General features: G+C 54.0%; 13 protein-coding genes. 7 read left to right on the top strand and 6 right to left on the bottom strand.

Going from position 1 to position 13504, the window contains the following annotated elements:
- Window positions 1-135: 135 nt before the first annotated feature.
- The 6 genes from ACYVHB_RS23990 to ACYVHB_RS23965 form a co-directional block, all read right to left on the bottom strand.
- The gene (locus ACYVHB_RS23990; RefSeq protein WP_461054348.1) at window positions 136-798 is read right to left on the bottom strand and encodes a DUF4230 domain-containing protein; all 663 of its coding nucleotides are present in this window, start codon (window positions 796-798) and stop codon (window positions 136-138) included.
- 106 nt (window positions 799-904) lie between these two features.
- A complete protein-coding gene (gene rny / locus ACYVHB_RS23985) occupies window positions 905-2515 on the bottom strand; it encodes a ribonuclease Y (RefSeq protein ID WP_461054347.1) in 1611 nt (536 codons plus the stop codon).
- 105 nt (window positions 2516-2620) lie between these two features.
- Window positions 2621-2908, bottom strand: a complete 288-nt coding sequence (locus ACYVHB_RS23980) for a cell division protein ZapA (protein ID WP_461054346.1) — start codon at window positions 2906-2908, stop codon at window positions 2621-2623.
- 49 nt (window positions 2909-2957) lie between these two features.
- Window positions 2958-3296: a hypothetical protein gene (locus ACYVHB_RS23975; protein ID WP_461054345.1), complete on the bottom strand. Its 339-nt coding sequence runs from the start codon at window positions 3294-3296 to the stop codon at window positions 2958-2960.
- Window positions 3297-3377: 81 nt separating this feature from the next.
- Window positions 3378-5879 (bottom strand): phenylalanine--tRNA ligase subunit beta, encoded by a 2502-nt coding sequence (pheT, locus tag ACYVHB_RS23970; protein WP_461054344.1) that lies wholly within the window; start codon window positions 5877-5879, stop codon window positions 3378-3380.
- 154 nt (window positions 5880-6033) lie between these two features.
- Window positions 6034-6681: a DUF1684 domain-containing protein gene (locus ACYVHB_RS23965; protein ID WP_461054343.1), complete on the bottom strand. Its 648-nt coding sequence runs from the start codon at window positions 6679-6681 to the stop codon at window positions 6034-6036.
- Window positions 6682-6883: 202 nt separating this feature from the next.
- Here ACYVHB_RS23965 and ACYVHB_RS23960 point away from each other — a divergent pair, with 202 nt between their 5' ends.
- From ACYVHB_RS23960 to ACYVHB_RS23930, 7 genes are all read left to right on the top strand, one after another.
- Window positions 6884-7306: a sugar 3,4-ketoisomerase gene (locus ACYVHB_RS23960; RefSeq protein WP_461054342.1), complete on the top strand. Its 423-nt coding sequence runs from the start codon at window positions 6884-6886 to the stop codon at window positions 7304-7306.
- On the top strand, window positions 7303-8403 hold the full coding sequence (locus ACYVHB_RS23955) for a DegT/DnrJ/EryC1/StrS family aminotransferase (RefSeq protein ID WP_461054341.1): 1101 nt from the start codon (window positions 7303-7305) through the stop codon (window positions 8401-8403). The genes ACYVHB_RS23960 and ACYVHB_RS23955 overlap by 4 nt, the downstream gene beginning before the upstream one ends.
- A gap of 10 nt (window positions 8404-8413) precedes the next feature.
- The gene (locus ACYVHB_RS23950) at window positions 8414-9328 is read left to right on the top strand and encodes a glycosyltransferase family 2 protein (protein ID WP_461054340.1); all 915 of its coding nucleotides are present in this window, start codon (window positions 8414-8416) and stop codon (window positions 9326-9328) included.
- On the top strand, window positions 9325-10113 hold the full coding sequence (locus tag ACYVHB_RS23945; RefSeq protein WP_461054339.1) for a class I SAM-dependent DNA methyltransferase: 789 nt from the start codon (window positions 9325-9327) through the stop codon (window positions 10111-10113). The genes ACYVHB_RS23950 and ACYVHB_RS23945 overlap by 4 nt, the downstream gene beginning before the upstream one ends.
- A 32-nt stretch (window positions 10114-10145) precedes the next feature.
- Window positions 10146-10736: a riboflavin synthase gene (locus ACYVHB_RS23940; protein ID WP_461054338.1), complete on the top strand. Its 591-nt coding sequence runs from the start codon at window positions 10146-10148 to the stop codon at window positions 10734-10736.
- A gap of 120 nt (window positions 10737-10856) precedes the next feature.
- Window positions 10857-11630, top strand: a complete 774-nt coding sequence (locus ACYVHB_RS23935; protein WP_461054337.1) for a PASTA domain-containing protein — start codon at window positions 10857-10859, stop codon at window positions 11628-11630.
- 33 nt (window positions 11631-11663) lie between these two features.
- Entirely contained in the window at window positions 11664-13502 is a 1839-nt protein-coding gene (locus ACYVHB_RS23930) for a T9SS type A sorting domain-containing protein (RefSeq protein WP_461054336.1), read from the top strand.
- Window positions 13503-13504: the final 2 nt, after the last annotated feature.

Raw genomic sequence — 13504 nt, 5'->3', positions numbered from 1 at the left:
TTATGCACCAACATAATCAGCAGGCACCAAATCAAGATTTCTGGGTGGTTTTGCCCGTAGTGACCCCTACTCAATAACGGCTTAACCAGATCATTCGCGTGTGGGTAGGAAACTTCATCATAAACTCGTCAATCACTACTCATCCACATTGCCGGAGCGTAGTAGTTTTGGTAATTCGCTTTCGTTCTCCGCTTTGGCCTTCAAGGCGTCCAACTGCCGCTGTTCGGCTTCGGGCAGTTGCAGTTGCCAGCCCATCGAACTGGCCAATTGATACATCATGTATTGAATCTGATTGTTAGCGATTTTGGGCAGATCACTCTGCATGGCCCGCTCGTTCATCGCCTGCTTGGCTTCGTCAAGAATTTGGGTGTAGTCTTCCCCGCTGAAATGGTTGAGATACCCTGCCTGAATATCGTAGAATTTGTAATCGGTGTCGATAGACAGCACTTCTGGCTCCGGGAACGCTTCGATAATAAGCGTTTTCTCGCCGGTTGACGGTGCCCGGAAGCGCACTTTGGCAAAGTCGAACCCTACCAGCACTTTCGATTTGGCGATGACCATCGCCTTTTTAGGATCGTTGAGGACATACAGGATTTTTTTCTGATCCTGATAGTTATAGATCTCCGAAAAATAGCCCTCTGCCATCACAACCTTGAACACTTTTTCAATACGCTCCAGTAGGATAACCGAGTCGCGCCGAACGTCGGTTAGGCCAGAACGCTTGCGCAGTGTATTGGCCAATGCCACGCCCCCGCCCGCACCGACGAGGAGAAGTAAAACCGTCGTTAGAAAATCCATAGTGAGTTAAATGTATAACGAACCGCGCGGGCGGCCCCGAATGGATAATGCACAATGAGTAAGGGCGAAACTGTCCCATTATCCATTGTGCATTATCCATTACAAACTACTTCGCGTAAGCCACGGCCCGCATTTCCCGAATCACGGTCACTTTGATTTGGCCGGGGTACTGCATTTCTTTCTCAATTTTTTGTGAAATTTCGTAGGAGAGCGTGCCCGCCCGGTCGTCTGATACGTGATCGGCGTCGACCATAATGCGTAGTTCGCGACCGGCCTGAATGGCGTAGCACTTCGTTACGCCGGGAAAACTGCCCGCCAGTTCTTCGAGTTCTTTCAGCCGCCGGATGTATGACTCCATCATTTCGCGACGGGCACCCGGCCGTGACCCCGACACTGCATCGCAGACCTGCACAATGGGCGAGATCATGCTGGTCATCTCAATTTCGTCGTGGTGAGCACCAATGGCGTTGATGACTTCGGGATTTTCCTTATATTTCTTGGCCAGTTCCATGCCCAGAATGGCGTGGGGCAGTTCGGCCTCTTCGGGCCATACCTTGCCGATGTCGTGGAGCAGACCGGCCCGTTTGGCCAACTTGGCATTCAGACCCAGTTCAGCGGCCATCGTCGCGCAGAGTTTGGCTACCTCACGGGAGTGCTGTAGCAGGTTCTGACCATACGACGACCGGAACCGCATCCGTCCAATCATTTTAATGAGTTCGGGATGCAGGCCGTGAATGCCGAGGTCGATAACGGTCCGTTCGCCAATCTCAACGATTTCATCCTCAATATTTTTGCGGGTTTTGGCCACAATCTCTTCAATGCGGGCCGGGTGAATGCGGCCATCCTGCACCAGACGGTGCAAACTCAGCCGGGCAATTTCGCGTCGAACGGGGTCAAAGCCTGAAATGATAATGGCTTCAGGCGTGTCGTCCACGATGATTTCGACCCCGGTGGCGGCTTCGAGCGCCCGAATATTACGGCCTTCACGACCGATCACTTTACCCTTTACATCGTCGGATTCGATGTTAAAGACCGACACACAGTTTTCGATGGCGTGTTCGGTAGCTGTCCGCTGAATGGTTTCGATAACGATCTTTTTCGCTTCTTTCGTCGCTGTCAGCTTAGACTCTTCAATAATATTTTTGATGTAGGACGAAGCCCGTGTTTCGGCTTCGGCTTTGAGGTTATCAACGAGCTGCTCACGCGCTTCGTCGGCCGAGAGACCCGCAATTTTTTCGAGCTGCGCCACTTGTTCGGCCAGCATTCGGTCGGCATCTTGCTGCCGCCGGTCAACATCCTCTTTGCGTTTGGTGAGGGCGTCGATTTGCTGGGCGAGACCGTTCTTTTGCTGCCCGATCTCGTTTTTCAGTTGATTCAGTTCGTTTTCACGGACCTTCTGCTGGTCAGCCTGTAAATTCAGTTGCTGTTCGCGCTGTTTAAGCTTACTCTCATTTTGAAGGAGGGCGTTTCGTTTTTGGCCGGTTGCCTCTTCAAATTCCGTTTTTAATTTTAAGGATTCTTCTTTAGCTTCCAGAATGCGATTTTTCTTGATGGTTTCAGCCTGTAACTCTGCATTTTTCAGAATCATAGCCGCTTTTTCTTCCGCTTCCTGATCGTGTTTAGCACGAGCACCCGCCATCATCTGACGGCCAATTAGTATGCCAATGCCGCCCCCAACGAGGGCCGCAAGAATAAGGTACCAAACTTGAGTGTCCATTGGACTATATCGTTAAGGTTGAACAAATAAATCATCAACCTGCCTCGATACGAGTGCTTAAGAACACAACTCGGGGTATTGTGGGGTGAGCGCCCCGCCGTTTGTTTATGTCGTACTGACCGGCGTGACGACCTGGTCTAACTGAGTTATTTTGTCAAACACCATCTGTTGTAATCGCTGTACCTGTCGGTCTGCTTGGAGCTTCGCTACTAAGCAAGTAAAGGCAACCTTGGCTAAAGCCTCCTGTGTGTCGCTATTGCCCATACCCTTGAACCGATCAAATTCTCCCTGAATCAGTTTAACGGCTTCACGCACGATGGCTTCTGACTCCGGTTCCACAAATAGTTTGTAGTGCCGGTCAGCAATCTTTACGCGAATAGGCAGTTCTTCCATCACTACGGTCGGCTCAGGCAGGATTTTAATCCCGGAGCCTATTTGGGTTTTATGACAAACTACTCAAATGAGCAATACACCGTTCCAGTTCCCGAATGTATTCGTCGAGTTGTTGTTTTAATTCGGCATTCGCATCTGTGCCAGACAGATTGTTACTTACAATCTTAACAAAATCTTTCGACTTTGCCGCCATTTTTTCTGAATCGCTCTGTTTTTTCTCCAACTCTTTCAACTGAACTTCCAACGTCCTGTTTTTTTGACGCAGTTCTTTATTCACATTCTGCAACTCCTCAACGCGCTTTCTGTTGCTTTCAGATGTGCTTCTTAGTGCCTTGATTTTTCGTTCAAGTTGTTGAAAAGCACCGAAAAGCTCGTTTTCATTAATCACGGTAGCGAATGGTTTTTTGGCAGTAACTCAGTGAAAAAGCAATTGCAATCAATTCAGGTACGGATGCCGGATAGCTGTGTACTACTTTCGAATTACCGCGCCTAATTCCCGTTCAAAAGCAGCCATCAGGCGTTGCATGGTTTTGTCGATGGTGGCGTCGTTCAGCGTCTGGGTTGGGTCCTGAAGGGTGAAACTCACCGAATAGGATTTCTTACCCGCCCCAAGCTGCTCACCCTCGTACACATCGAAGGTGTTAACCGAACGTAGTAACTTTCGTTCTGTTTGGTGGGCCAGCCGATTAATCTGCTCAAACGTGATTCCCTGCTCTAATACCAGCGACAGATCGCGACGAACATCCGGAAAGCGGGAGACTTCCTCATACCGAACTTTGCCGCCCGCTGCCTTCATTAGCGTAGCCCAGTCGAAATCGGCGTAAAAAACCGGTTGCTTCAAATCGACTAACTTCGTGAGCGTTGTTTTTACCAGGCCCAAGCTGACTAATGGTTTTTTACTAACCACGTATGTGAGGCCGTACTGAAACAAAGTAGTGTCGGCGGGCTGCGTCTCAAACGCCTTGACCCGAAACAAATTCAGTACGCGCTGAACGGCCGCTGCCAAATCGTGGTACCCAATTGGCTGGCTTTTCTGTAACCAGCTTTCGGCTTGTTGATCGCCCGAAATGGTCATACTCAGCCGCATCCGCTCAACGTACTTCGTGGTGCCGTTTTCACGAACTGCCTTATGGTAAACATTGCCAAATTCAAACAGCTTGAGGTCTTTTTGCCGTCGGTTCAGGTTATACACCAGCGTTTCTAAACTGGAGAACAGCAGCGTCTGCCGCATCACCGACAGTTCATCGCTGAGCGGGTTGAGCAGCGTAACGTCGGCACCGGGCAGGCTGGTCCGGATGGCATTGTGGTAGGCCGGTCGGGTGAGCGAGAGCGTCAGAATTTCGTGGAAACCAGTAGCCGCCATAAGCTGCCCCACGCGGCTTTGCCACTGGTCGGGGTCAATTTTTGGAAACTCCGAGAGCGAGTCGGCCGCCAGAACTGCCGAAAGAGGTACGTTGTCTAAGCCGTAAATCCTAAGAATTTCTTCGATCACGTCGGCTTCGCGCGTCACGTCGACCCGGTAAGGCGGCACTAAGGCAATAAAACCGACTTCATCATTAATGTCATGGCCTTCGCTCTGGGCGCTGGCAGACAAAATGTCCAGCCGATCCAGAATAGCGTGAATCTCCTGCCGGTCTATTTTAATGCCAATCAGCCGGTCGATGTTCCGGTAGCGGACCGGCACCCGGAAAAAATCGCTGATGGATTGGTAAGCGTCCGACTCAACTGCTATTCTCTCGGAGCTAATGACGCCCCCGGCTACTTCTTTAATAAGCATGGCCGCTCGCATCAGTGCCGGAATCGGCATTCTGGGATCGGTGCCGCGCTCGAACCGGAACGACGCGTCGGTTTTTAGGCCGTGGTGCTGCGCCGTTTTACGGACGGACATCGGCGAGAAGTAGGCCGATTCCAGAAAAATGCGCGTTGTCTGCGCCGTTACGCCGGAGTTTTGCCCGCCAAATACTCCCGCAATACACATCGGCTTTTCGGCATCGCAAATCATCAGGTCCGTTGCCGTCAACTTACGGGCCACGCCGTCGAGCGTCACAAAGGGCGTTCCTTCGGGCAGGGTCTTAACGATGACTTGATTCGGTCCGTCGCCACGGCCCGTGATTTTGTCGGCATCGAACGCGTGGAGCGGCTGGCCGAGGTCGTGGCAAACGAAGTTGGTAACGTCCACGATGTTATTGATCGGTTTTAGGCCGATACTCAGCAGCCGTTGTTTCAGCCAGTCGGGCGACTCGCCAACCGTCAGACCGCTCAGGGTCAGGCCAGAGTAAAATGGGCAGGCCTCAGGATCCTCCACCCGTACGTCGGGCGTCAGGTCGTGGTTGTCAACGGCAAATTCTTTGGTTGTCGCCCCCAAATGCCGCCTTGGCCGGTTCAGCACCGCCTGCAAATCGCGGGCGACACCGAGGTGCGAGGCCGCGTCGATGCGGTTGGGCGTCAGGCCAATGCTGATGCGGTAGTCCGATTCGCGGTTGAAATACTGAGCGGCCGGGGTGCCGTTGGGAAGGTCAGTTGTGAGTACCATAATCCCGTCATGGGAGGTGCCCAGCCCGATCTCGTCTTCGGCACAGATCATGCCTTCGGACGCTGCCCCACGAATTTTGGCCTTCTTGATAACAAAGCTTTCTCCCGAAGTAGGGTGCAGGGTGGCCCCTACGAGCGCTATCACTACTTTCTGCCCGGCGGCCACGTTGGGTGCTCCGCAAACAATGGACAATGGCTGCCCGGTGCCAGCATCAACCGTGGTCAGGCTTAGTTTGTCGGCGTCGGGGTGTTTGGTGCACGTTAAAACTTCGCCGATAACGACACCCTCCAGTCCGTCCGCTGCAACTGGCTCGCCCGATGGGCTAATCTTTTCTATGTGTTCAACTTCCAAACCCGTTCCGGTCAGTAATTTGCCAACTTCTTCGGGCGATTCGGGTAACTCAATGAACTCCTGTAACCATTTATAAGAAACTTCCATACGGCCGCATAACGAATAAATGCTACAAAGATATGGGAAAGCCTGCCTGTACCAGTAACCCACGATTGAAATCGTGGGCTGATACTGATACATACGGGCTGATAGCCGTCTTCAGCTCACAGCTATCAGCCTATGCCCGCACGGGCGGCCCCGTTCAGTCGTGGGTATCCGTGTAGCGTTCTCCTGCTTTGATGGCTACGGGGAGGGTGTTTTCGGCGGGGGGCAGGGGACAGGCGTAATTGGGATTGTAGGCGCAGTAGGGATTGTACGCTTTGTTGAAATCGAGAACGGCGCGGTTGTCTACCATATCCGCCAGTTCGAGTTCGAGGTAGCGGCCACCACCGTACGTTTCTTTGCCCGACGTTGGGTCGCGGAATAGGATCGAGTAGGTGTCGCCCAATTTAACAATCAGTAATCGGCAGGCTTCTCCGCTCAGTTCAAAAACCGCGTGGGCAAATTTATCATACACCTCTTCGCTGCCGTCGCTCATGCGAACAACGAGCTTCTGGGTTTTGTCGGCGAAGGGTTCGAGCCGGGCGGTGACCCGATAGGAGAGATCGGGTCTGAAGTAGCGAAGACCCGCGAAGTCGGCTTTGTTGGGCAGGGGTGATTCGGCGCTGGTGCGAAAGAAGCGGTCTTTTTTGCTGCGGGCAGAATCGACCTCCTGGCGGTACGTTTCCGGGTTAGCCACCGCACTCAAACCATCCGTCGAGGTCGTATTTCCCCCATCGAAGAAGGCGTAATAAAGCAAAAACAACACCAGCAGAAGCAGACCGCCCAGTAAAAATTTATTTCTTAACATAAGCATAAAATTAACTTGCAACCGTCCAAACCAAGAGCGTTGTCTAAAAAAACGGTGTGAAAAAGACGCGCGAAACCGATGAGCTATCACTCATTACGGGGTGAGGTCTCACTAAGCGGTTTAGCCAATTAATTGATTTACACTATATTTGGCCGGTTAACACCGAACTGTCAGCCTGTTAAAGTAACCCCCACCCGACCAAATGGCGAAACTGTACGAATTAGAAACGTTTTCATCGGACAAAGGCAGTCTGACCGTTTTTGAAAACATCATCCCCGGTACTATACAGCGAATTTTCTACATTTATCAGGCTGGGTCGAACCCCAGAGCGGGCCATCGGCACTACCAGGCCTGGAACGCGCTGATCTGCCTGAGTGGCAGTTGCCGGGTCTACAGCGATAACGGCCAGAAAGAAGAAACGTTTCAATTGTCCAGTCCACGACAGTGTTTAGTGTTGGAACCTGAAGACTGGCATACGATGGATAAATTCTCGGAGGATGCCATCCTGCTGGTCGTCTCGAACGAGTTATACGACAAACACGACTACATCTACGAACCGTATTCCCGGCATCAGCGGCCCGACGTATCGCGGTCCGACGTATCGGTGATGGCCGACTCGGAATGATCCCCTTTCTGGACCTGAAGCGCATCAACGACACCCATCAGGAGGGCATTCGGGCGGCAACGGAGCGGGTTTTACAATCGGGCTGGTACATCTTAGGGCAGGAGGGCGTGGCGTTTGAGCAGGCGTTTGCCCGGTATTGTGGAACCCGTCACTGCATTGGTGTCGCCAACGGGCTGGACGCGCTGACGCTGGTGCTGAACGCCTGGACGTTTGCGCCCGGCAGCGAAGTTATCGTTCCCTCGAATACCTACATCGCGTCGGTGCTGAGCGTGACACGGGCTGGGTTGGTACCCGTTTTTGTTGAGCCTGACCCCCGCACCTACCTGCTCGACTCCACCCGCATCGAAGCCGCCATAAGCACTCGTACGAAGGCTATTCTGCCCGTTCACCTCTACGGTCGATGCTGCGACATGGTTGCCATCAACACGGTGGCGCAGCGCCATAACCTGATGGTGCTGGAAGATGCCGCTCAGGCGCATGGCGCGTTGCATGGCGGCCATTGGGCGGGCAATCTGGGCAACGCGGCCGGGTGGAGTTTTTATCCCAGCAAGAATTTAGGTGCATTGGGCGATGCCGGTGCTATTACGACAAACGACGATGCGCTTGCCGACCGGCTTCGGGCCTTGCGAAATTACGGGTCAGCCCAGAAGTACATCAATGACTATGTCGGGCACAACAGCCGTCTGGACGAATTGCAGGCGGCCATTCTGTCGGCCAAATTACCGTGGTTAGATGCTGAAAATAACCGACGCCGTGCGCTGGCGCGGCTGTACTTAACTGGCATCACAAACCCCGCTATAAGCTTGCCCCCGGCCGATCAGACCGATCAGGATGTCTGGCACTTGTTCGTCGTGAGGCACCCCCGGCGCAATGCCTTTCGGGCGTACCTGCGCGAACGGGGTATCAGTACGGACGTTCATTACCCAATCTCACCCCATCACCAGCGGGCCTATGCTCCGTATGCGCATTTGTCATTACCCATTTCGGAGCAGTTGCACCGCGAAGTCGTTAGCCTGCCACTCAACCCAACGCTGACCGATGACGAGGTGACGTATATCATTGACGTGATAAATCAATACGACTCATCAACTGACTGACTGCCCTACCATGCAACTCTCCGTCGTCATACCGGTTTACAACAGCGAGCAGACCATCGGTCCGCTGGTGGAGCGGCTACAGGTGTGTCTGCGTGGCCGGTCGTTTGAGATCCTGCTCGTTAACGACGGGAGCAGGGACCGGTCGGAGCAGGTTTGCCAGCGGTTAGCTGATGCACACGCTAGTGTTCAGTTCATATCGCTACGCCGAAATTTCGGCGAGTTCAACGCCGTGCTATGTGGTCTCTCGCACACGCAGGCAGACTACGTGGTGATCATCGACGACGATTTTCAGAACCCGCCCGAGTCAATTCTGACCCTGCTGGAAACGGCCGAAACCGGGCAATTCGACGTAGTCTACAGCCGGTATGCCGCCAAAAGGCATCACTGGTTTCGCAATGGGGGCAGTTGGCTCGTCAACGCGCTGACGACCTATTCGCTCGGTAAACCACGCACGTTATATTTATCGAGCTTCAAACTCATCCAGCGCGACGTAGTGGACGAAATTACCCGGTACACCGGGCCGTATCCGTACATCGACGGGCTGATTTTTCGGGTTACGCGCAACATTGGCAGCGTGGAAGTGCCCCACAACGCCCGCACCGAAGGCCGGTCGAACTATACGCTCCGCAAACTCATTGCCCTGTTCCTGAACGTATTCATCGGCTATTCGCTCTGGCCGATCCGGGTTTTTACGGTAGTGGGCGCTTGTCTGTTTGCCGTAGGGCTGCTGGCTGGGCTGGGTTTGCTGATTGGCGGGCTGGTGAGGGCGTTCGTCGTGCCGGGCTGGGGGCTGGTGTTGTGGGCCATCGGAACGGGACTGGGTTTGCAATTGCTGTTTCTGGGCGTGCTGGGCGAGTACCTCGGTAAATTATTTATGGCGCACAGTGGTTTGCCACCGTATGTGGAAAAAGGAAAGCGTTTATGATTGGTCGTTTCGATGAGTACGAAAAAATGTTCCGGCTCGAAGGGCAATTGTGGTGGTACCGCATCCTGCATGAGCGGGTCGAAGCGGCTTTGCAGCAACACTTTGGTAATCGTCGGGACGTCCGGATTCTGGACGCAGGCTGTGGTACGGGTGGCCTGCTGAACTTCCTGCGCCAACGGGGCTACACGGACCTGCACGGTATTGATGGCTCGGCCGATGCGGTCGCCTTCTGTCAGGAACGTGACTTGCCCGTTACGTTGGTAAATCTGGATAAATTCGCTGATTATGCCCCACAAATGCAGTACGACGCTATCGTCTGCAATGATGTGTTTTGTTACTTTAACGACGCCAATTTAACGCGTTTGGCGAATCAGTTTGCCCAACGACTCAAACCAACGGGCGTTTTGATTAGTAATAACAACGCATTTGCCGTGTTTCGGGGACAGCATGATTTGGCCGTGGGTAGTACGCGCCGGTTTGTGCTGTCCGACCTCAAACAGCTTTTGGCACCGGCAGGGCTTTCAGTTCAGGTTGCCACATACTGGAGTCTGGCGCTGGCGCCCCTAATTCTGCTCATGCGGCAGTGGCAGAACTGGCAGTTACGAACGGGTTGGCACAAGCCGGACGAGGCTCACTCGGACGTCTACATGCCCCCCGTCTGGCTCAACGAAACACTCTATCGCGTCGTCCGGGCCGAACAAAAACTGCTTCCCCGAACCCCATTTGGCAGTTCGCTGTTTATGGTAGTCAGTCGGTCAGTTAGTGCTGACGCATCAACTCACTAACTGACCGACTGACCAACTCACTAACTGTACTCATGTTCACTGGAATTATTGAAACGACCGGCCTTGTGTCGGCAATTGAACCGGCAGGCACCAACCTGACCTTCCGCATTGAATCGGTACTGGCGGCTGAATTGAAAATTGACCAGAGCGTCAGCCACAATGGTGTTTGCCTGACCGTGACGAGTGTTGCCAATGACAGCTACACCGTGACGGCCGTTGACGAGACGCTCAAAAAGACGAACCTCGGCCGGATTCAGCGTGGTGACCGCATCAACCTCGAACGTTGCATGCCCGCCAACGGCCGCTTCGATGGCCATATCGTGCAGGGGCACGTCGATCAGACGGGCGTGTGTACGGCGGTGCAGGACGTGGACGGAAGCTGGCTCTTTGATTTTGAGTACGCTGACGAATCCGATAATGTGACGGTTGAGAAAGGGTCCATTTGTATCAACGGGGTCAGTTTAACCGTTTTTAACTCACAACCCGACCGGTTCCGGGTCACGATCATTCCATACACCTACGAACACACCAATTTTCGTAATCTCAAGCCGGGTGACACGGTGAATCTGGAATTCGACATCGTGGGAAAGTACCTCAAAAAAATGCTGGCGGGATACCGGTAAGCAGTTGCGGATTCTGCTACTTTTGTGGAAGTGAGGTCAAAGGAGTAATAGGAATAAGGGGTAAGTAGCCTCTCCTTTACACCTCTACCCCTTACTTCCTACACCTTTTTCTATTGTTGAATGGCTAAAATCAGCACCCGATCCTTTCCTGACCTGCTGATTCACGTCGGCCTTATTCTGGCCTTAGTGACTGCGCTGTTTCTGGCGTTTTTCTTCGTTTACCTGCCCTTCACCACCAACCACGGCCAGACTATCACCGTACCGGACGTAACGCGCCTGAGTCTCGACGAACTGCAAAACATTCTGGACGACCGGAATCTGCGCTACGAAGTCAGCGACTGCACGTTTGTGGCCGGAGCGCAGCCGCTCACCGTCATTCAGCAGTACCCACGGGCCAATATGAAGGTGAAAGAAGGGCGCAAAATTTACATCACCATTACCCGGCGGGTGGCCCCCATGGTGGCGATGCCCCAGCTCGTTAGCCTGACTTTCCGCAGTGCCGAACTGAACTTGAGGTCGCTGGGGCTGGACGTGGGCGATAAAGATTACGTGCCGGACGTAGCCAAAAACGCCGTTCTCCGTCAGTTGTACAATGGCAAGGAAATTGCGGCCGGAACGTCCGTACCGAAAGGGGCTAAAATTGACCTCGAAATTGGCGATGGCTTAGGAAATACGATGTTCGACATTCCCGACGTTGTAGGATTGCAAATTGATGAGGCTGAAGCGGCAATTCGTGGCTCCAACCTGAAGATAGGCACCCGAATTCCCGTTGATGATCCCGAAAAAGAGGTTGGTACGGTCGTTCGGCAACGGCCCGAAGCGCGGTCGGGCGAACGAATTCGGGTGGGCGAAACAATGGATTTGTGGGTAGTAGGACCGGTTGATCCGGATTGATAAACAGCGCGTCCCGCCGGGGCGGGATACTAAATGACACTTGCTTTACCTGATCGGTCGACTATAAACGGGGCCAGACGCTTCCTGGCCGGGATGGCACTCTGTCTTTGCTGTTGCTTTGCCTGGCCCACTCTGGCCCAAACATCGCTTGGTCTGCCGTTCTTCGATGACTTTTCGACCATTACACAGTCGCCCGGCACTGCCCGGCCCGATCCCGCCCGCTGGCAACCCGGCAGTGGCGTGTACCTGAACAATACGATGTCCATCAGTCACCCCACGGTCGGGATGGCATCGTTCGATGGGCTGGCTGCCAACGGCTTGCCTTACGTGCGTAATAACCAGTTTGCGCAGGGCTACACCGACACGCTGGCATCGCTGCCAATCAACCTCGCGGGTCTGGCAGCGGCCGATTCGGTTTACCTGAGTTTTTACTGGCAAAGCCGGGGACTGGGCGAATCGCCCGACGTTGGGGACTCGCTGACGGTGCAGTTTCAGGACCGCACCGGCACCTGGCAAACCGTTTGGCGAATGGAGGGTGGGGTGGTCAATAACAACTTCGTGCAGGCGTTTATTCCGGTCATTTCGGCCGCTTATCTGCACGGTACGTTTGCGTTTCGGTTCCGGGCCTACGGGCGCGAGTCGGGCCCGTTCGACACCTGGAACATTGACTACGTGTACCTCAACCGCGGCCGCTCCCGAAACGACCGGTTTGTGAAAGACGTAGCCGTGCGGCAGCCCCTCAGCCCATTGCTGAAACGCTACACCGCCATGCCCCTGACGCAGTACGTCGTCAATCCAGCCGCCGAAACGGCCGACTCCGTCACAACGGACATCAACAATCTGTTCGATAATTTCAACTTCACCACCTTCCGTTTCACCATACGTGATGAGGTGTCGGGGCGCGTTGTGCAGGACGATCCGCAGACAAACACGACCCTGATTCCGTCGTTGAGTTCGCAGCGGAAGCGCATCCGACCGGCGCCCGTTACTGATTTTGGTACGGCGACGCGGGCGGTGCTGCGCTACAAAGTCGATCTGCTCACGACCGACGACCAGAACCCGTCGATTCCGGGGGTGAACCTCCGCCGAAACGATACGATTTCGACCCAAGCTGTGCTGGACGACTATTACGCTTATGACGATGGTACGTGGGAGTTTGGCCTACAGATTGGGCCGCGCGAGCGGGTAGCCGTGCGCTACATCCTGAACAAGCCCGATGTTATTTCGGGTGTCCGGGCCGTTATCGTGCCGTTTCGTACCAACCAGCTTGGTCAGCCGTTTGTGCTGAGTGTGTTCAGCAACAGCAACGGCCGCCCCGGAACGGCCATTTATCAGAAATCGTTTGCCACGCAGTACGGCCCGTTTCGCAACGGCTTTGTCGACTTCAAATTCGACCGGGGCGTTGCGGTGAGCGATACGTTTTACGTGGGTTACCAGCAGATCAGCACCAGCGACACGACGTTTCTGAGGTTGGGGTTAGACCGGAACAGTCCGTTTGGCCAGCAGATTTTTTACAATGGCGGCAGTAATTGGGAGCAAAATCAGGGTTCGGCTGCGTTGAACATCCAGGGCGCGTTTATGCTCCGGCCCGTGATGGGTGGCACCGCTTCGAGTATCATTACGGCAACACCCGAACCTAAACCATTGACCCCGCTGCATGCTTATCCGAACCCCACAACAGGGCTGATTCAGTGGGATTCGCGCCTGACCCGTTTAGACGTGATGAGCGTTGGCGGGCGGCTGCTGTATTCAATCGAACCCGGACGCGGGCAGCAAACGGCCGACGTGAGTCATTTGCCCGACGGCATGTATCTACTCCGGCTTACTGAAGGTGACCGGGCAGTCGTGCAGAAATTGATTATCTATCACTGACC

The organism is Spirosoma arcticum, from assembly GCF_054779955.1.
The sequence above is the reverse complement of the archived record's forward strand: the minus strand, read 5'-3'. Positions and strand labels throughout refer to the sequence as shown.